At 74.1% G+C, this 17,813-nt stretch carries 15 protein-coding genes and 2 pseudogenes; 7 read left to right on the forward strand and 10 right to left on the reverse strand.

Annotated elements, in window-relative coordinates; genetic code table 11:
- Complete coding sequence (locus tag F1C76_14745) at window positions 1-1,395, reverse strand: class II fumarate hydratase (GenBank protein QNG37674.1); 1,395 nt, start codon at window positions 1,393-1,395, stop codon at window positions 1-3.
- A gap of 155 nt (window positions 1,396-1,550) precedes the next feature.
- On the opposite strand from F1C76_14745, the gene F1C76_14750 reads away from it, so the two are divergent.
- The 3 genes and pseudogenes from F1C76_14750 (at window position 1,551) to F1C76_14760 (ending at window position 3,449) form a co-directional block, all read left to right on the forward strand.
- Window positions 1,551-2,339, forward strand: coding sequence for a hypothetical protein (locus tag F1C76_14750; GenBank protein ID QNG37675.1), 789 nt, complete (start codon window positions 1,551-1,553; stop codon window positions 2,337-2,339).
- Between the two features lie 114 nt (window positions 2,340-2,453).
- Window positions 2,454-2,576, forward strand: a pseudogene (locus F1C76_14755) (CD225/dispanin family protein).
- A gap of 642 nt (window positions 2,577-3,218) precedes the next feature.
- Window positions 3,219-3,449 (forward strand): annotated as a pseudogene (locus F1C76_14760) (hypothetical protein).
- A 564-nt stretch (window positions 3,450-4,013) separates the two neighbouring features.
- On the opposite strand, the gene glpX reads toward F1C76_14760, so the two are convergent.
- Complete coding sequence (glpX, locus tag F1C76_14765) at window positions 4,014-5,072, reverse strand: class II fructose-bisphosphatase (GenBank protein ID QNG37676.1); 1,059 nt, start codon at window positions 5,070-5,072, stop codon at window positions 4,014-4,016.
- A 72-nt stretch (window positions 5,073-5,144) separates the two neighbouring features.
- Between glpX and F1C76_14770 the strand changes: the two genes are divergently transcribed.
- On the forward strand, window positions 5,145-5,762 hold the full coding sequence (locus F1C76_14770; protein QNG37677.1) for a DUF4245 domain-containing protein: 618 nt from the start codon (window positions 5,145-5,147) through the stop codon (window positions 5,760-5,762).
- Here F1C76_14770 and F1C76_14775 read toward each other — a convergent pair.
- Both F1C76_14775 and F1C76_14780 read right to left on the reverse strand, forming a co-directional pair.
- Window positions 5,747-5,968: an exodeoxyribonuclease VII small subunit gene (locus F1C76_14775; GenBank protein QNG37678.1), complete on the reverse strand. Its 222-nt coding sequence runs from the start codon at window positions 5,966-5,968 to the stop codon at window positions 5,747-5,749. The two genes, F1C76_14770 and F1C76_14775, sit on opposite strands and share 16 nt — an antisense overlap.
- Window positions 5,965-7,185: an exodeoxyribonuclease VII large subunit gene (locus tag F1C76_14780; protein ID QNG37679.1), complete on the reverse strand. Its 1,221-nt coding sequence runs from the start codon at window positions 7,183-7,185 to the stop codon at window positions 5,965-5,967. The genes F1C76_14775 and F1C76_14780 overlap by 4 nt, the downstream gene beginning before the upstream one ends.
- A 63-nt stretch (window positions 7,186-7,248) precedes the next feature.
- Here F1C76_14780 and F1C76_14785 point away from each other — a divergent pair, with 63 nt between their 5' ends.
- Window positions 7,249-9,309, forward strand: a complete 2,061-nt coding sequence (locus F1C76_14785) for a penicillin-binding protein (protein QNG37680.1) — start codon at window positions 7,249-7,251, stop codon at window positions 9,307-9,309.
- A 16-nt stretch (window positions 9,310-9,325) separates the two neighbouring features.
- On the opposite strand, the gene F1C76_14790 is transcribed toward F1C76_14785, so the two are convergent.
- Together F1C76_14790 and F1C76_14795 are read right to left on the reverse strand one after the other, a co-directional pair.
- The gene (locus tag F1C76_14790; GenBank protein ID QNG37681.1) at window positions 9,326-10,720 is read right to left on the reverse strand and encodes a LytR family transcriptional regulator; all 1,395 of its coding nucleotides are present in this window, start codon (window positions 10,718-10,720) and stop codon (window positions 9,326-9,328) included.
- 78 nt (window positions 10,721-10,798) lie between these two features.
- Window positions 10,799-11,653: a lipid droplet-associated protein gene (locus F1C76_14795; GenBank protein ID QNG37682.1), complete on the reverse strand. Its 855-nt coding sequence runs from the start codon at window positions 11,651-11,653 to the stop codon at window positions 10,799-10,801.
- Window positions 11,654-11,742: 89 nt separating this feature from the next.
- On the opposite strand from F1C76_14795, the gene F1C76_14800 reads away from it, so the two are divergent.
- The gene (locus tag F1C76_14800; protein QNG37683.1) at window positions 11,743-12,720 is read left to right on the forward strand and encodes a 4-hydroxy-3-methylbut-2-enyl diphosphate reductase; all 978 of its coding nucleotides are present in this window, start codon (window positions 11,743-11,745) and stop codon (window positions 12,718-12,720) included.
- 33 nt (window positions 12,721-12,753) lie between these two features.
- Here F1C76_14800 and F1C76_14805 read toward each other — a convergent pair whose 3' ends face one another.
- The 4 genes from F1C76_14805 to F1C76_14820 all read right to left on the reverse strand — a co-directional run bounded on the left by F1C76_14805 (window position 12,754) and on the right by F1C76_14820 (window position 16,639).
- Window positions 12,754-13,359 (reverse strand): hypothetical protein, encoded by a 606-nt coding sequence (locus F1C76_14805; protein ID QNG37684.1) that lies wholly within the window; start codon window positions 13,357-13,359, stop codon window positions 12,754-12,756.
- A gap of 165 nt (window positions 13,360-13,524) precedes the next feature.
- On the reverse strand, window positions 13,525-14,589 hold the full coding sequence (locus F1C76_14810) for a DNA recombination protein RmuC (GenBank protein ID QNG37685.1): 1,065 nt from the start codon (window positions 14,587-14,589) through the stop codon (window positions 13,525-13,527).
- 35 nt (window positions 14,590-14,624) lie between these two features.
- Window positions 14,625-15,134: a methylated-DNA--[protein]-cysteine S-methyltransferase gene (locus tag F1C76_14815; protein ID QNG37686.1), complete on the reverse strand. Its 510-nt coding sequence runs from the start codon at window positions 15,132-15,134 to the stop codon at window positions 14,625-14,627.
- Complete coding sequence (locus tag F1C76_14820) at window positions 15,131-16,639, reverse strand: DNA-3-methyladenine glycosylase 2 family protein (GenBank protein ID QNG37687.1); 1,509 nt, start codon at window positions 16,637-16,639, stop codon at window positions 15,131-15,133. Before F1C76_14820 ends, F1C76_14815 begins: the two co-directional genes overlap by 4 nt.
- A gap of 76 nt (window positions 16,640-16,715) precedes the next feature.
- Here F1C76_14820 and ychF point away from each other — a divergent pair, with 76 nt between their 5' ends.
- Entirely contained in the window at window positions 16,716-17,789 is a 1,074-nt protein-coding gene (ychF, locus tag F1C76_14825; protein ID QNG37688.1) for a redox-regulated ATPase YchF, read from the forward strand.
- The last annotated feature ends 24 nt before the right edge of the window (window positions 17,790-17,813 follow it).

Consider the following 17,813-nt stretch of genomic DNA (forward strand, 5'->3'; position numbering starts at 1 on the left):
TCAGGGGTGCGTCATCGACAGCACGTCCAGGGCGGCGTCGAGCTGCTGCTCGGTCAGCTTCCCGGCCTCGACGTAACCGCGCTCCACCACGACCTGGCGGATCGTCTTCTGCTCCTTGAGCGACTGCTTGGCCACGACCGCGGCCTCCTCGTAGCCGATGTACTTGTTCAGCGGCGTCACGATCGAGGGGCTGGACTCGGCGAGGGCGCGGCAGTGCTCGACGTTGGCGGTGATGCCGTCGATGCAGCGGTCGGCCAGCAGGCGGCTCACGTTGGCCAGCAGCCGGATCGACTCCAGCACGTTGCGGGCCATCAGCGGCAGCGTCACGTTGAGCTCGAAGGAGCCGGTGGTGCCGGCGAAGGTCACCGCGGCGTCGTTGCCGATCACCTGGGCGGCGACCTGGATGGCCGCCTCGGGCAGCACCGGGTTCACCTTGCCCGGCATGATCGAGGAGCCCGGCTGCAGGTCGGGCAGCGCGATCTCACCGAGTCCGGTGCGCGGCCCCGAGCCCATCCAGCGCAGGTCGTTGCAGATCTTCACCAGGCCGACGGCGATGGTCTTGAGCTGCCCGGAGGCCTCCACCAGACCGTCGCGCGAGCTCTGCGCCTCGAAGTGGTCGCGCGCCTCGGTGAGCGGCAGGTCCATGTCGGCGGCCAGCGTGGAGATGATGGCGGCGGCGAAGCCGGGCGGGGTGTTGATCCCGGTGCCGACCGCGGTGCCGCCCAGCGGCAGCTCGCCGATGCGGGGGAGCGAGGCCTGCAGGCGCTCGACGCCGTAGCGGACCGCCGCGGCGTAGCCGCCGAACTCCTGGCCCAGGGTCACCGGGGTGGCGTCCATCAGGTGGGTGCGGCCGCTCTTGACCACGTCGCCGAACTCGGTCGCCTTGCGCTCCAGCGAGGCGGCCAGGTGCTCCAGGGCCGGCACCAGGACGGCGACGACGGCGCGGGTGGTGGCGATGTGGATCGCCGAGGGGAACACGTCGTTGGAGGACTGCGAGGCGTTGACGTGGTCGTTGGGGTGCACCGACAGCCCGGAGGCCTCGGTGGCCAGGGTCGCGATCACCTCGTTGGTGTTCATGTTCGACGAGGTGCCCGAGCCGGTCTGGAACACGTCGATCGGGAAGTGGGCGTCCCAGTCGCCCCGGGCGACCTGGGTGGCGGCGTCGCCGATGGCCCGGGCGATGTCCTCGGGCAGCACGCCCAGGGAGGCGTTCACCGTCGCGGCCGCGCCCTTGATGGCGGCCAGGGCACCGATCAGCTCGCGCTCGATCGGGGTGCCGCTGATCGGGAAGTTCTCGACCGCGCGCTGGGTCTGCGCGCGCCACTTGGCGTGCGCCGGGACGCGGACCTCCCCCATGGAGTCGTGCTCGATGCGGAAGTCCTGCTCGGTGGCCACGCTGCGCTCCGGGGTGTCGGTGTCAGGGCGTTCGGGGGTCGACGGTAGACGAGCCGGTGCACCCGCCCGGGTGACCCTCGGCCCGTCGGATGGCGGCACGGGGGCAACCGTCCCTAGTCTTCCGACGCCTGCCCCCGGACCGAGGAGTTCCCGTCATGAGCCAGCCTCCACAGCCTCCTGCCGGTGGCGACCGTCCCTGGGAGCCCTCCTCCCCGGACCGGGACCCGACCTCGCAGTTCCCCGAGCAGAGCCAGTACGGCCAGCAGGGTCAGTACGGGCAGCAGGGGCAGCAGGGGCAGCAGGGTCAGTACGGGCAGCAGGGCCAGTACGGCCAGCAGGGCCAGTACGGCCAGCAGCCCGCGTACGGACAGGACCAGTACGGCGCGCAGGGCCAGTACGGCCAGCCCGGCTACGGCCAGGACCCGTACGGGCGGCAGGGTCAGTACGGCCAGCAGCCCCCGAAGAGCAACAAGAACACGATCATCGCGCTGTCGATCGCCGGTGTCGTCGTCGTCGCCGCCGTGGTGACCGCGCTGGTCCTCCTGCTCGGTGGGGACGACGAGGAGACGACGACGGCCGGCGGCAGCACCGCGGCGGCCACGACGACCAGTGCGTCGTCGTCCTCGAGCTCGTCGTCCAGCTCGTCGTCCTCGAGCTCGTCGTCGTCCAGCTCGTCGTCCTCGGAGGACGAGACCGCCTCCAGCCCCTCGACGACCGAGGCGCCCGGCGGTCCGGTCCCGGCGCCGACCATCCCGCCGACCGGGCTGGGCACGGACCCGGCCCTCGACGCCTTGGCCCAGGCTTGTTACGACGGCGACATGGGCTCCTGCGACGACCTGTTCTTCTCCTCGGACTTCGACTCGACCTACAACGACTACGGCGACTCGTGCGCCGGTCGGCAGGAGGTCGGCACCGGCCGCACCTGCAACAGCGCGTTCGGCTGAGCCCGACCCCACCGCACCTGGAACCGAGGAGTCCCCCGCATGTCGCAGCCACCCCACCCGCCGAACGACGGTCAGCAGCCCTGGCAGGGCCAGCAGCCCGACCCGGGCCAGTGGGGGCAGCAACCGCAGTACGGGCAGCCGTACGGGCAGCCGTCGTACGGCCAGGACCCCCACGGCCAGCCCCAGTACGGCCAGCCGCAGCAGTACGGCCAGCAGTACGGCCAGCCCCAGTACGGCCAGCAGCCCTCCGGCAGCAACAAGAACACGGTCATCGCGTTGGCCGTCGCGGGTGTGGTCGTGGTCGCCGCGGTCGTGACCGCGCTGGTCCTGCTGCTCGGTGGGGACGACGAGGGGACGACCGCAGCCCCGGCCCCGGCGACGACCACCAGTGCCTCGTCGGGGTCCTCGAGCTCGTCGTCGGGTTCGTCGTCGTCGGGTTCGTCGTCCAGCTCGTCGGCCTCGGACGACGACGACAGCCCCTACGCCGACGAGACCATGGTCGGCGGTACCCCGACCTCCCCGGAGGGCCTCGGCGCCGAGCCCGAGCTGGACGAGTACGCCCAGCAGTGCTTCGACGGCGAGCTCCAGGGGTGCTACGACCTGTACATCAACTCCGACTACGACTCGGCCTACGAGATGTACGCGCAGAGCTGCGGGGGTCGGTTGCCGTGGACCCCGCAGTCCTCGGTGGTCGACTGCATCGCCGGCTGACCCGCCCGGGACCACCCCGGGCGGGTGGCCCCAGGTCACCGTCCGGTCACGGTCGGTTGGCCCACCCCCCGGCAGTACCTACGATCCGCAGGCCAGAGCCCGGAACCGAGGAGTCCCCGCATGTCGCAGCCGCCCTACCCGCCCAACGACGGCCAACAGCCCTGGGGCCAGTCCGGGCAGGGTGACCAGTACGGCCAGCAGTCCGGTCAGGGCCAGTGGGGCCAGCAGCAGCCCCCCTACGGACAGCAGCCGCAGTACGGGCAGCAGCCGCAGTACGGCCAGCCCGGCCAGGGTCAGGACGCGTACGGCCAGCAGCAGTACGGCCAGCAGCAGTACGGGCAGGGTCAGTACGGCCAGCCGCAGTACGGCCAGGACCAGTACGGGCAGCAGTACGGGCAGGGCCAGTACGGCCAGCAGCCCCCGAAGAGCAACAAGAACACGATCATCGCGCTGTCGATCGCCGGCGTCGTGGTGGTCGCGGCCGTGGTGACCGCGTTGATCCTGCTGCTCGGCGGGGACGACGAGGACACCAACGTCGCCGACCCCACCACGGCCACCACGACGAGTGCGTCGTCGGAGTCCTCGAGCTCGTCGTCGAGCTCCTCGAGCTCGTCGTCGGGTTCCTCGTCGTCGGCCTCGGAGTCCGGTGGCGGGGGCGGCACGGGCGGGGACAACCCGTTCTTCCCGACCGTCAACGAGCCGGGCGACCCGTCCGGTCTCGGTGACGACGCCGAGCTCGACGCGCTGGCGCAGAGCTGCTTCGACGCCGACTACGACGCCTGCGTGGACCTGTGGGCCCAGTCCGACGTGGGTTCGGCCTACGAGGACTACGGCTACACCTGCGGCGGGCGCATCCCCGAGGCCGACGCCAGCGTCTTCCTCTGCGGCACCCTCGCCGAGTAGCCCCCGAAGACGACGGACGGCCCGGACCCCTCAGGGGTCCGGGCCGTCCGTCGTCGTGGGTCAGTGGTCGAGGGGCACCGCGGAGTACTGGTTGAGCTTGTCCAGGGAGTGCAGGCTCTCGATCGAGCGGATCGTGCCCGACCGCGAGCGCATCACCAGCGACTGGGTGGTGCACCCGCCGGAGCGGTACTGCACGCCCCGCAGCAGCTCGCCGTCGGTGATCCCGGTGGCCACGAAGAACACGTCGCCCCGCACCAGGTCGTCGATGTCGAGCACCCGGTCCAGGTCGTGCCCGGCGTCGATGGCGCGCTGGCGCTCGTCGTCGTCCTTGGGCATGAGCCGGCCCTGCAGCGCACCGCCCATGCACTTGAGCGCGCAGGCGGTGATGATGCCCTCGGGCGTGCCCCCGATGCCCAGGAGCAGGTCGACGCCGGTGCCCTCGCGGGCCGCTGCGATCGCACCGGCGACGTCGCCGTCGGAGATGAACTTGATCCGGGCGCCCGCGTCGCGGACCTCCTGGGCCAGCTTCTCGTGCCGCGGGCGGTCCAGGATGCAGACGGTGACGTCGGCCGGCCAGGCCTTCTTGGCCTTGGCCACCCGGCGGATGTTCTCCTTCACCGGCAGCCGGATGTCGACCACGTCGGCCGCGATCGGGCCGGTGGCGATCTTGTCCATGTAGAACACCGCGGACGGGTCGTACATGGCGCCCCGGTCGGCCACGGCGAGCACCGCGACGGCGTTGGGCATGCCCTTGGCCATCAGCGTGGTGCCGTCGACCGGGTCCACCGCGACGTCGCACTCGGCGCCGGTGCCGTCCCCGACCTCCTCGCCGTTGAACAGCATCGGGGCCTCGTCCTTCTCGCCCTCCCCGATGACGACGGTGCCGCGCATGCTCACGGTGCCGATCAGCGCGCGCATCGCGTCGACGGCCGCGCCGTCCCCGCCGTTCTTGTCACCGCGGCCGACCCAGCGGCCGGCGGCCATCGCGCCGGCCTCGGTGACCCGGACCAGCTCCATCGCCAGGTTGCGGTCCGGGCGCGGCCGGCCGGTCGGCGGTGGCTGCGTCCCGTACGCGGTGGGGTGCGCGAGCGGGGGGCCGTCAGGGACGGGCAGGGACAACGGGGGACCTCCTCGTACGACCGCCGGTGGAGCGGCGGCGGGGTGGGGGAGCTGTGCTGCGATCCTAGGGGCATGGCCGACACCGCACCTCAGGGTCAGCGCGCGCCCGAGCCCGACCCGGCGCCCGCCGCACCGTCGGCGGCCCAGGTGCGCGCGCAGAAGTTCAACGCCGCCAACATGGTCCGCTCGCTGCTCCCGCTGACCGTGATCGTCCTGGTCGTGGTCGGCCTGGTGACCCTGCGCCAGACCCCCGAGGACCCGGTCCGCACGGTGGAGACCGCCTCCACGATCCAGCTGGCCGCGGCCCGGGCCGGCTACGAGCTGCTCGTGCCCCAGGACCTCTCCGACCAGTGGCGGCCCACCAGCGTCCGCACCGACGCCGGCGACGCCGTCGAGGACGGCGACCCGGTCACCCTGCAGATCGGCTGGTTCAGCCCCGACGACCAGTACGCCGGCTACGTCGTCACCGACGACAGCGGTGCCGACGCCGTCACCGACGTGCTCGACGACGCCACCGCCGAGGGCACCAGCGAGCTGGGCGGGCGCACCTGGGAGCGGTTCACCACCGCCCGCGAGGAGACCGCCCTGCGCTTCGAGGGGGACGGCGTGGTCGCGCTGGTCACCGGCTCGGCCGCCGACGGGGAGCTGGAGACCCTCGCCGCCTCGGTCGGGCCCTACTCCGCGGGCTGAGCCTGGTCGGGTCCGGCGGCGGCCAGCCGCTCGCGGGCCTCGTCCAGCCAGTGCTGGCAGACCCCGGCGAGCTCCTCGCCGCGTTCCCACAGCGCCAGGGACTCCTCCAGTGTGAGCCCGCCGCCCTCCAGCCGGCGGACGACGTCGGCGAGCTCCTCGCGGGCCTGCTCGTAGCTCTGCGTCGGGGCGGGCTCGGGGGTGCTCACGAGGACCCATCCTGCCGGTCGACCCGCACCGGGATGCGTCCGCCGGCCACCCGGACCACCAGCGCCTCGTCGTCGGCCACCTGACCCGGATCGCGGACCAGGCCGCCGTCGGCGGTCTGCACGAGGGCGTAGCCCCGGTCCAGGGTGGCCGCCGGCGACAACGCGGTGACCCGGGCCCGGGCGTGCTCGAGGTCGCGGACGGCGACGTCGACGCGGTGGGTGAGGGTCCGGGTGGCCCGCTGGCGCATCGCGGCTACGTCCTCGGCCCGGCCCGCCAGCAGCCGCTGCGGGTCGGCCAGCGCCGGGCGGCTGCGCACCGACTCCAGCCAGCGCTCCTGCTGGTCCAGTCGGCCGGTGACCAGCGAGCGGGCCCGGGCGCGCAGGCCGTCGACCAGGCGGCGCTGCTCGCCGATCTCGGGCACCACCCGGTGCGCGGCGTCGGTCGGGGTCGCGGCGCGCACGTCGGCGACGTGGTCGACCAGCGTCGTGTCGGTCTCGTGCCCGACGGCGGTGACCACCGGGGTGCGGCAGGCGGCGATCGCGCGCACCAGCCCCTCGTCGGAGAAGGGCAGCAGGTCCTCCACCGAGCCGCCGCCCCGGGCGACCACGATGACCTCCACCGTCGGGTCGGCGTCCAGCCGCTGCAGGCCCTCGATCACCCCGGCCGCGGCGGACGGTCCCTGGACGACGGTGTGGTGCACGGCGAAGCGGACGGCGGGCCAGCGGCGCCCGGCGGTGACCAGGACGTCCCGCTCGGCGGCGCTGCCCCTGCCGGTGACGAGCCCGACCACGGCGGGGGCGAAGGGCAGCGGCCGCTTGCGGTGGGCGTCGAAGAGGCCCTCGGCGGCCAGCAGCGCGCGGATCCGCTCGATCCGGGCCAGCAGCTCACCCAGGCCGACCGCGCGGATCTCGGTGGCACGCAGCGAGAACGAGCCCCGGGCGACGTAGTAGTCCGGCCGGGCGCGCACGACCACCCGGGCGCCCTCGGTCAACGCCAGGCCGGGCCGGTCGGCGACGTCCCGGTGGCAGGTGACCGGCACCGACAGGTCTGCCGCGCCGTCGCGCAGGGTGAGGAAGACCGTCGCGCTGCCGCGCCGGGAGAGCTGGGCGACCTGGCCCTCGACCCACACCTCGCCGAGGCGGCCGATCCAGTCGGCGACCTTGCGGGCCACGGTGCGCACCGGCCACGGCTGCTCGGGGGAGGAGGGCGCCGTCACGGGTCCGAGCGTGCCAGGTGGGTTCCCAGCAGACCCCCAGGCCCGGGGCGCAGCCTCACCGGCGTGCGGCTGCGGACGTGGGGTGGACTGGTCGGAGCGGTGCTGACCGCTGGGGTGCTCGTGGCGGCGGGGGCGGCGCCGTGGGTGGTGGGCGCCGGGTTGGCCGGGCGGGCGGCGACAGCCGGCCAGGGGCCGCTGTCGGCCGAGGCCGTCGCGCAGGTGACCCAGCAGCTGCCGGGGGTCACCCGGGTGCTGGCGTCGGACGGCTCGCTGATCACCGACTTCTACACCCGGGACCGCACACCGGTCACCGCTGACCAGATCGCCCCGGTCGTGGGCACGGCGCTGGTCGACGTCGAGGACTCCCGCTTCTACTCCCACGGCGGGGTCGACCCGATCGGCACGCTGCGCGCCCTGGTCGCCGACGTCACCTCGGGCGGGGCGGCGCAGGGCGGGTCCACGCTGACCCAGCAGCTGGTCAAGCAGACCCTGCTGCAGGAGGCCACCAGCACGGCCGGCCAGCAGGCCGCCACCGCCGACACCCTGGGCCGCAAGCTCACCGAGGCCCGACTGGCCCTGGCCCTGGACTCCCGGCTGAGCAAGTCCGACATCCTCACCCGCTACCTGAACACCGTGTACTTCGGACACGGCGCCTACGGCATCCAGGCCGCGGCCCGGACCTACTTCTCCACCGACGCCGCGCACCTGGACACCCTGCAGGCCGCCACCCTGGCCGGGCTGGTGCAGGACCCCTCCGCCGACGACCCGATCGCCGACCCGCAGGCCGCCCGGGCCCGCCGGGACGTCGTCCTCACCCGGATGCACCAGCTCGGTGACCTGTCGGGCGCCGACCTGGCCACCGACACCGCGACCCCGGTGACCACCACCCCCGGTGCGACCCCGCCGCAGGGTTGCGCGCAGGCCGTCGTCGGCGGGTTCTTCTGCGACTACGTCCGCACCTACCTGACCGGCACCCTCGGCCTGACCGACGCGCAGCTCGACGCCGGCGGGCTCACGGTCCAGACCACGTTGCGCCCGGACGTGCAGCGGGCCGGGGACGCCGCGGTCTCGGCCACCGTGCCCGACTCCAGCCGGCTCGCTGCGGTCGACGACGTCGTGCAGCCGGGCACCGGCCACGTGCTGGGGATGAGCGTGGACCGACGGTTCGGCTGCACCGACCCCGACTGCACGTCGGTCGCGCTGCCGACGGCCGCAGCCCGGGGCTCCGGGTCGACCTACAAGCTCTTCACCGCGGCCTACGCGCTGGAGCACGGCTACACCGCGTCGTTCACCCAGACCACCTCGGACCCCTACACCTCCACGGTCTACAAGGAGAACGGCGGCACCCGTGGCACCCCGTACCAGGTGGTCAACGCCGGGCACTACCCGGAGACGCTGGATCTCGCCGACGCCCTGGTGGAGTCCTCCAACACCTTCTTCGTCGGCCTGGAGGACCACCTGGGCAGCGTCGCCGGCCCGGTGCGCACCGCCCAGGAGATGGGTCTGGCCTCGCTCACCGACGACGACGCCCAGCAGATCGTGGACGGCGAGTACGGCTCCTTCACCCTGGGCCCGCAGGCCACCAGCCCGCTGGACCTGGCCGACGCCTACGCGACCGTCTTCTCCGGGGGCACCCAGTGCGACCCGACGCCCGTCACGGCGGTGCTCGGGCCCGACGGGACGCCGCTCACCGCCGCCGACGGGTCCGCCCTGGACACCGGGGACCACTGCACCCCCGGCGCGCTCTCCGCCCCGGTCGCGCGCACCCTGGCCCAGGTGATGCGCGGGGACGTGCAGTCCTCCCTCGGGACGGCGCGCCGGGCGGACGTGCCCGGCCACGACATCGCCGGCAAGACCGGCACCAGCCAGGGCAACGTCTCGGTGGCCTTCGTCGGCTCGACCCCCGAGTACACCTCCAGCGTGATGGTCTTCGACCCCGAGCGGCAGACCGACGTCGGCGGCTTCGGTGGCGGGAAGAGCGCCCAGATCTGGCACGACGCGATGGCCCCGGTGCTCGCCGAGGCGCCGACGGCCACCTTCCCGGCGGCGGACCGGACGGTGCTCGGGGTGCCCGAGGGTGGGGACTGCCCCTTCCGGGAGGGCGACCTGACGCTGGTCTGCTGATCCGGTGCCGGCGGGCTCAGTCGATGCAGGAGGTGGCGTCGTAGGTCTGCGCACCGACCGGCGCCGGGGTGGCCGGAGCTGCCGCGGCTGGTGCCGACTCGGCGGTCGCGGGGGACAGGCCGTCGGTGCCCAGCGTCAGGGTGACCCCTGAGACGCCGGCGGACTCGGCGATGCCGACGCCGGGGACGGCGGCGGCGACCGCGCGCGCAGCTGCCTCGCTGCCCGCCGGGTACGTCACCGTGGTCAGCCCGGTCGTCGCCGAGGCGTCGCCGGTGCCGGTCGTGAACCCCTGTGCGTCCAGGGCCGTCGCGGCGGCACCTGCCCGGCCGGGGGTGCCGGTCCCGTTGAGCACCTGCACGGTGACGGTTCCCGGGGCCGCCGGGGTGGCCGCGGTGTAGGCCGCCGGGTCGCCGACCACCGAGTCGATGAACGCCGGCAGGGCCAGCGTGTCCACGGCCACGATGGACACGTCGTGGCCGGCCACGCGGATGGTCGGGGTGCCGGTGATCGGGAGGTGGGTGAACCGGATGGCCCCCGGGTCGGTGTGCGAGAGGCGCTGGGCGAACTGCAGCAGGTCCAGTCCGGGGTCGGTCTCGACGGCGGACCCGACGGCGGTCAGCAGGTCGTGCAGCCGGCCGGGGTGCAGCAGCAGCCCGCTGGAGGTGATCGCAGCTGCCTCGGCGGACAGGAAGTACTGCTGGCGGACCTCGCGGTCCAGGTCGCCGTGCGGCAGGCCGTGCCGCTGCCGGACGAACGCCAGCGCCTGGGAGGCGTCCAGCGTCGACACCCCGGCCGGCAGCATCAGCCCGGAGTACGGGTCGTCGACGGCGGCGTCCAGGCAGACCCGGACCGGGCCGAGAACCCGGGCGACCTCGTAGAAGCCGAGCAGGGAGACCCGGACGACGTGGTCCACGGTCAGCCCGGTGAGCTCCTGCACCGCGCCGACCAGGGTCTGCAGACCTCCCGCGTCGCCCCCCGAGACGGCACCGTCGGCGAAGGCGGAGTTCAGCTTGGCGGTCCCGTGGCCGGGGACGTCCACCCAGGAGTCGCGCGGGAGGGAGACCGCCGTCGGGGCGCCCCCGTCGGCGGGCAGGTGCAGCAGGATCATCGTGTCGGTGTTGGTGCTGCCCCCGTCCTGCTGGGTGCCCAGCTGGGCGAGCAGCTGCGGGCTGGCGTCGGCAGGACGGTGGTCGTCGCCGACCAGCAGCACGTTCTCCGCAGCCCCGTCGGCGCCGGCGCCCTGCCCGGCCGGGACGGCGGCCACCCGGGTGACGCTGGCGTCGAGCGTCCGGTAGGCGTTCCAGCCGTACCCGCTGCCGACCAGCACCGCGAGGGACACCACGGCGGCCAGGCCGCGTCCGGCCCGGGTGACACCTCGGGTGCGGGTGGGTGGCCGGTCTGCTGCGCTCACCACTCGCAGGGTGGGTCGGCGGGGTGGGAGCGGGCTGGACGCCGCCTGGGAGGCCCCGTGCAGGTCTCCCGGTCCGGGTCAGCCCTGCTCGCGGGCCAGCTTCTCCTGGCGGTTGCGCAGCAGGGTGAGGAAGGGCTGCCGGGCGCGGGTGGCCTGCTCGTAGGCGAGCAGCTCCTCGACGGTCACCGGCTGGTAGCCACGCAGGCGGCCACGGAGCTGGGCGATGGAGAAGCCGTCGTAGCCGTCGATCGGCTCGGTGGGCTCGGTGTCCTCGGTCGGCCCGGACTCGTGCCCGGCGGTGATGGCCTGCTCGGAGGCCGCGATGACGGCGTCGTCCTCCGCGGCGTTGTCGCCCATGGTGACGGCGAGCTCGTCGACGGTGGCGGTGATCTCGTCGGCGATCGGGTCCTCGGGGAGCGCCGCGACGTCGTCGTCGGTGAGGTCGGCACCACCGAGCTCGCCGGTCAGGCCCTCGGCGAGGATCTCCTCGGTGGCCAACGTCTCGTCGGTGAGGTCGTCCTCGCCGATCGCCGCGGCCTCGTCGACCACGTCCAGGGGTGCCTCGTCCACGTAGACCTCGACGGCCTCGTCGACGGCGTAGCCCGGCTCCTCGTCGAAGGTGTCGACCGGGTCCTCGGCGACCCGGTCGAAGGACGACGTCCGGGAGCCCAGCGGGCCGGTGGCGGCGGGGAGGTCGTCGTCGAAGGTGGCCAGGCCCGGCTCGCGGTCCCCGCGCAGGCCGGTCAGCAGCTCGTCGCCGCGGGCCACCAGGCCGGAGTACTCCTGCTGCAGCTTCAGCGTCGTCTGCATGGCCAGGCCGATGGCCCGGACCGGGAGCGCCGGCAGGGTCTGCGGCAGCTTGCGGGCCTCGTCGAGCAGGGTGGCGGTGAGGCCGGCGGCGGCGCGCACGACCTCGGGGATCTCACGGGACATGGCTCCAGCGTGCCCCAGTGCCAGCCGGCACGCTCCCCGGCCGCCCGCGCCCACCCGGCCGGGTGGCGCCGCCCTCCTACGATGGGGTCATGGTTGAACAGCGCGGACGGGTCCTGCTCGCCGACCCCCGGGGCTACTGCGCCGGCGTCGACCGGGCGGTCATCGCCGTGGAGAAGGCGTTGGAGATCCACGGTGCGCCGGTGTACGTGCGCAAGCAGATCGTCCACAACAAGCACGTCGTGGCCACCCTGGAGCGCCGTGGGGCGGTCTTCGTGGAGGAGACCGACGAGGTGCCCGAGGGCGCGGTCGTCGTCTTCAGTGCGCACGGGGTCTCCCCGGCCGTGCACGAGCAGGCCGCGGCCCGCTCGCTGCGCACCATCGACGCGACCTGCCCGCTGGTCACCAAGGTGCACAAGGAGGCCCAGCGGTTCGCGAAGGACGACTTCGACATCCTGCTGATCGGCCACCGCGGGCACGAGGAGGTCGAGGGCACGATGGGCGAGGCGCCCGAGCGCACCCAGCTCGTCGACGGCGCCGAGGACATCGCGAACGTGCAGGTGCGTGACCCGGAGAAGGTCGTCTGGCTCTCCCAGACGACGCTGTCGGTGGACGAGACGCTGGAGACCGTCGACAAGCTCAAGGGCCGCTTCCCCGGGCTGCAGGCCCCGCCGAGCGACGACATCTGCTACGCCACGCAGAACCGTCAGCAGGCCGTGAAGCAGATGGCCGACGAGTGCGACCTGGTGCTGGTGGTCGGCTCGACCAACTCCTCGAACTCGGTGCGGTTGGTCGAGGTGGCCCTCGAGGCCGGCGCCCGGGCCTCCTACCTGGTCGACTACGCCTCCGAGGTCGACGAGGCGTGGCTGGAGGGCGTGCGGACCGTCGGGGTCACCAGCGGTGCCTCGGTGCCGGAGATCCTGGTCAGCGAGCTGCTGGACTGGCTCGGCCAGCGGGGCTTCCCGGACGTGGAGACCGTCAAGGCCGCCGAGGAGCGTCTGGTCTTCGCCCTCCCGCACGAGCTCAAGCAGCGCAAGCAGGCTCTCGCCGTGGACACCGCCGCCGACTGATCCCGGCAGCGAGGACGCCCGCCGGGGACCGCACTACCGGCGGGCGATGAGCCGGACGACGCAGACCACGAGCGCGGCGACCACGGCGATCGCCATCGCCGGGAAGCCGCGGATGAGCAGCGTGGCGATCGTGGGCAGGCTGAAGGTGGCCGAGGGGGCCAGCGCGATGTTGACCCCGGCGACGGCGACGAACACCAGCGGCGGGGCCACCAGCACGGTGACCAGGTCGCGGCGGCGGACGACGGCGGCGGCCACCACGGTGGACGCGACCAGCGCGATCAGCGTGAGCGTGCCCAGCCCGACCCCGACGAAGGAGTCGGCACCGGCGCCCAGGACGGTGACCAGGAAGACCCCGAGCACGGCCAGCCAGCCACGCACCTGCGGGCCGGTGGTCTGCGCGGCACGGGCCGGTGCGCGCCGTTCACGGCGGTCCCGGTCGAGCGCGTCGGCCGGTGGCCGGCGGGTGCGGGGCGCGGGGCCCCGCTCACCGGACGGGCGGCCCGTCTGCAGGGACTCCCGAGCCAGCCGACGCTCCTGGCGTTCGCGCTCGGCCCGTTCGGCGGCGCGGCCCCGGGGCGCACCGGCACGGGGACGGGGGTCGGGACCACCCAGGTCGCCGGGATGGCGTTCGGCTCGCACCGCACCCTCCCGACTGTCGACAGCACTGACCGGTGCGATGGGGCACCTCCTCGCCTGCCGGCGGTGCGTACCCGCTCCACCGGTCGGGCCACGGTAACGGCCTGGCCTGTCCGTGACCTGTAGGCGGCCGGGAGTGGCGGGTCACTCCGCGAGCGGGGCGGTGCCTCAGCCCCAGGCGTCCCCCCGCTCGTCGTTCGCCGGGTCGGGGACCGAGCGCAGCGTGCGCACGGTGGCCTCCGTCGCCGGCGGCACCTGGACCGGGGACTCGGCGACCCCCAGCTCGTCGAAGCGTCGGCTGGCGACCAGCACCGAGCGCTCGTAGCTGCCCACCGTGTCGTTGTAGCGACCCACCGCCGACCCCAGCGCAGCACCCAGCTTGGTCAGGTGCGCCGACAGCGTGCCGAGCCGGGCGTGCACCGTGCGACCCACCTCGAGCACGGCGGTGGCGTCGCGGGCCAGCCGTTCCTGACGCCAGGAGTAGGCGACCGTGCGGAGCAGGGCCAGCAGGGTGCTCGGGGTGGCGATCACGACGTCCCGGGCGAAGCCGTGCTCGAGCAGCCCCGGCTCGGCCTCCAGCGCGGTGATGAGGAAACCGTCCGAGGGGACGAAGAGCACCGTGAAGGGCGCCGAGGGCTCGAACGCCGAGGGGTACCGGCGGGCGGCGAGGGCGTCGACGTGGGTGCGCAACTGCCGGGCGTGCTCGGCGACCCGCTGCACCCGCACCACCTCGTCGGTGGCCTGCACCGCCTCGATCCAGCCGGCGAAGGGGACCTTGGCGTCGACCACGACCTGCTTGCCGTCGGCCAGGGTGACCACCAGGTCCGGGCGCACCCCGGCACCGGCGTCGTTGCGGGCCGAGGGCTGCTCCACGAAGTCGCAGTGCTCGAGCAGGCCGGCGACCTCCACCACCCGGCGCAGCTGCACCTCGCCCCAGCGTCCCCGCACGTGCGGGGTGCGCAGCGCCGTCACCAGCGCTGCGGTCTCCTGCCGCAGCCGGTCGGACGTGGTGCCGACCGTGCCGACCTGCTCGCGCAGCTCGCCGTGCGCGGTGGCCCGGTCGCGCTCGATGCCGGCGAGCAGCCGGTGCAGGTGGTCCAGCGACTCGTGGACCGGCTCCAGCCCCTCGGTGCGTGGGGTGCGCCGGCCGAGGAGGGCGACGACGCCGAGGGTGACCGCGGTGGCCAGCAGCGCGCCGACGAGCAGCCCGACGAGCAGGGAGGAGGGGTCCATGCCCGCAGGCTGCCCCAGGGGTACGACAGTTCTGCTCAGACCCGCGCGGGGGAGTGCGCCGCCTCGTGGTCGAGCAGCCAGCGCTTGACCGGCGTCCCCCAGCGGAAGCCGCCCAGCCCGCCGCCGGTGGCCAGCACCCGGTGGCACGGCACGAACAGCGCCGCGGCGTTCCGGGCGCAGGCCCCGGCGGCGGCGCGCACGGCGGCCGGGCGACCGCAGCGGGCGGCGAAGGCGGCATAGCTGTCGGGCTGCCCCGCCGGCACGGTGCGCAGCACCTCCCAGGCCCCGGTGAGGAACGGCCCGGACCGCTGGGCGACCACGACGTCGTCGATGACGCCGATCTCCCCGGCGTGGAAGGCGTCCACCACGTCCAGGACCGGCAGCCGGTCGGCCTCCACCACGGTGGTGGGTCGCAGCGACCGGTGCACCACGGGGAGGAGGTCGCCGACGTGGGCCGTCCATCCGCTGGCCAGGACCGCGCCGCCGTCGACGAGCACGGTGAAGGGACCGATGGGCGTCTGGGTGGTGGCGTGCAGCGCGGTCATGACGGGTCCTCCCGGACGACGGGGTGGCGGGTGAAGAGAGCAGGTGCCGACATCGCCCACAGGTGCATGACGGCGTAGGAGCGCCAGGGCCGCCACCGGGTAGCGGCGTCGGCGTCGGAGCTGCCCAGGGCGACCAGGCTCTTGCGCAGGGCGAGGTCACCGGGCAGCCAGACGTCGGGGTCGCCCAGTCCGCGCAACGCCACCAGGGCGACCGTCCACGGCCCGACCCCGGGGACGGCGAGCAGCGCCTTCCCGGCCGCGGCGCGGTCGGTGCCCGGCCCCAGGTCGATGTCGCCGCCGGTGAGTCCCCCGGCCAGGGCGTGCACGGTGCGGCGGCGGGCCTGGGTGAGGCCGATGGCAGCGAGGTCGGCGTCCGCCAGCGCCTCGGGCCGGGGGAAGACGTGGGTGAGGGTGCCGACGGGCTCGGCGAGCGGGGTGCCGGCCGCGGTCACGAGGCGGGCGGTGAAGGTGCGCGCGCCGGCGAGGGAGACGTGCTGGCCCAGCACGGAGCGGACGGCGGCCTCGGCGGCGTCCGGCGCGGCCGGGACCCGGCGGCCGGGGGCGGCCCGCACCAGCTCGGTCAGCGCGGGGTCGGTCGCCAGGACGTCGTCCACCGCGGTCGGGTCGGCGTCGAGGTCCAGCAGCCGCCGGCAGCGCGCGACGGCGACCCCGAGGTCGCGCAGCTCGGTCAGCTGCAGCCGGGCGGTGACCGAGGAGCCGTCCGCGCCGGGGGAGAGCCGGACGACCCCGGGCCCGTGCGGCAGGTCCAGCACCCGGGAAAACGTCTCGCCGTCCCACTCCTCGAGCCCGGCGACGGCGTGCCCGCCCAGGAAGAGCAGCACCTCGTCGGCGGCGAACGGGGCGCGGGCAGCCAGCCTCAGGGTGAGCCACCCCGAGGGTCCCGACGCCGGGGTCGCCGAGCCCCGCAGCTCCGAGGGGGTGGTCGCGAAGACCTCGCGGACGGTGTCGTTGAACTGCCGCACGCTGGCGAAACCGGCGGCGAACGCGACCTCGGCCATCGGCAGCGTGGTGGTCTCGACGAGCACCCGCGCCGTCTGGGCCCGCTGGGCGCGGGCGAGCGCCAACGGCCCGACCCCGAGCTCGCCGACGAGCAGCCGGTGCAGCTGGCGCTCGGAGTACCCGAGGGTCGCGGCGAGCCCGGCGACACCGGTGCGCTCGACCTCGCCGTCCCCGATCAGCCGGACGGCGCGGGCGACGACATCGGCGCGCACGTCCCACTCCGGGGAACCGGGGACGGCGTCCGGGCGGCACCGGCGGCAGGCCCGGAACCCGGCGGCCTGGGCGCCGGCGGCGGTGGCGTGGAAGGAGACGTTGCCCGGCAGTGGGGTGCGGGCCGGGCAGGAGGGCCGGCAGTAGATGCCGGTGGTGTGGACGGCGGTGAAGAACCAGCCGTCGAAACGGGCGTCCCGGCTGGAGACCGCGCGGTAGCAGCGCTCGTCGTCGAGGGCTCGGCCCTCCAGCAGCTCGGTCACGGCACCGAGCATGCCAGCGGCCACCGACCGGGTCTGGCGGGTTTCGGACGTGACGGCAGGTGTCCCGGACCCCGTACCCTGGTCCGACGTGGCTCTCTCCATCGGCATCGTCGGCCTGCCCAACGTCGGCAAGTCCACGCTGTTCAACGCGTTGACCAAGAACGACGTGCTCGCAGCGAACTACCCGTTCGCGACGATCGAGCCCAACGTCGGCGTGGTCGGCGTCCCCGACGAGCGGATCGCGAAGCTCGCCGAGGTGTTCGGCAGCACCAAGCAGATCCCGGCCACGGTGTCCTTCGTCGACATCGCCGGCATCGTCCGCGGCGCCAGCGAGGGGCAGGGGCTGGGCAACAAGTTCCTGGCCAACATCCGCGAGTCCGATGCGATCTGCCAGGTCATCCGGGTGTTCAGCGACCCCGACGTCGTCCACGTCGACGGCAAGGTCTCCCCGAAGGACGACATCGAGACCATCAACACCGAGCTCCTCCTCGCCGACCTGCAGACGCTGGAGAAGGCGGTGCCGCGGCTGGAGAAGGAGATGCGCAAGGACAAGGACCGCAAGGCGCTCTACGACGCCGCGGTCGCCGCGCAGGAGGTGCTGGACACCGGGAAGACGCTCTTCTCCGCAGGGGTGGACTCCGAGCCGCTGCGCGAGCTCGGTCTCATGACCACCAAGCCGTTCCTCTACGTCTTCAACGTCGACAGCGACGAGCTCACCAACACCGAGCTGCTCGACGAGCTGCGGGCCCTCGTGGCGCCGGCCGAGGCGATCGTGCTGGACGCGCAGACCGAGGCCGAGCTGGCCGAGCTCCCGGACGACGAGGCCGCCGAGCTGCTGGCCGCGGTCGGCCAGGACGAGCCCGGCCTGCACCAGCTCGCCCGGGTCGGCTTCGCCACCCTGGGCCTGCAGACCTACCTGACCGCCGGCCCGAAGGAGTCCCGGGCCTGGACGATCCCGGTGGGGGCCACCGCGCCCCAGGCTGCCGGGGTCATCCACACCGACTTCCAGCGCGGCTTCATCAAGGCCGAGGTCGTCTCCTTCGACGACATCGTCGCCGCCGGGTCGATGGCCGCGGCCAAGACCAAGGGCCAGGTGCGCATCGAGGGCAAGGAGTACGTCATGGCCGACGGCGACGTGGTGGAGTTCCGCTTCAACGTCTGATATGGGACAAACCTGCAGGTCAGA

The organism is Geodermatophilaceae bacterium NBWT11 (assembly GCA_014218215.1).
Lineage (GTDB): Bacteria > Actinomycetota > Actinomycetes > Mycobacteriales > Geodermatophilaceae > Klenkia.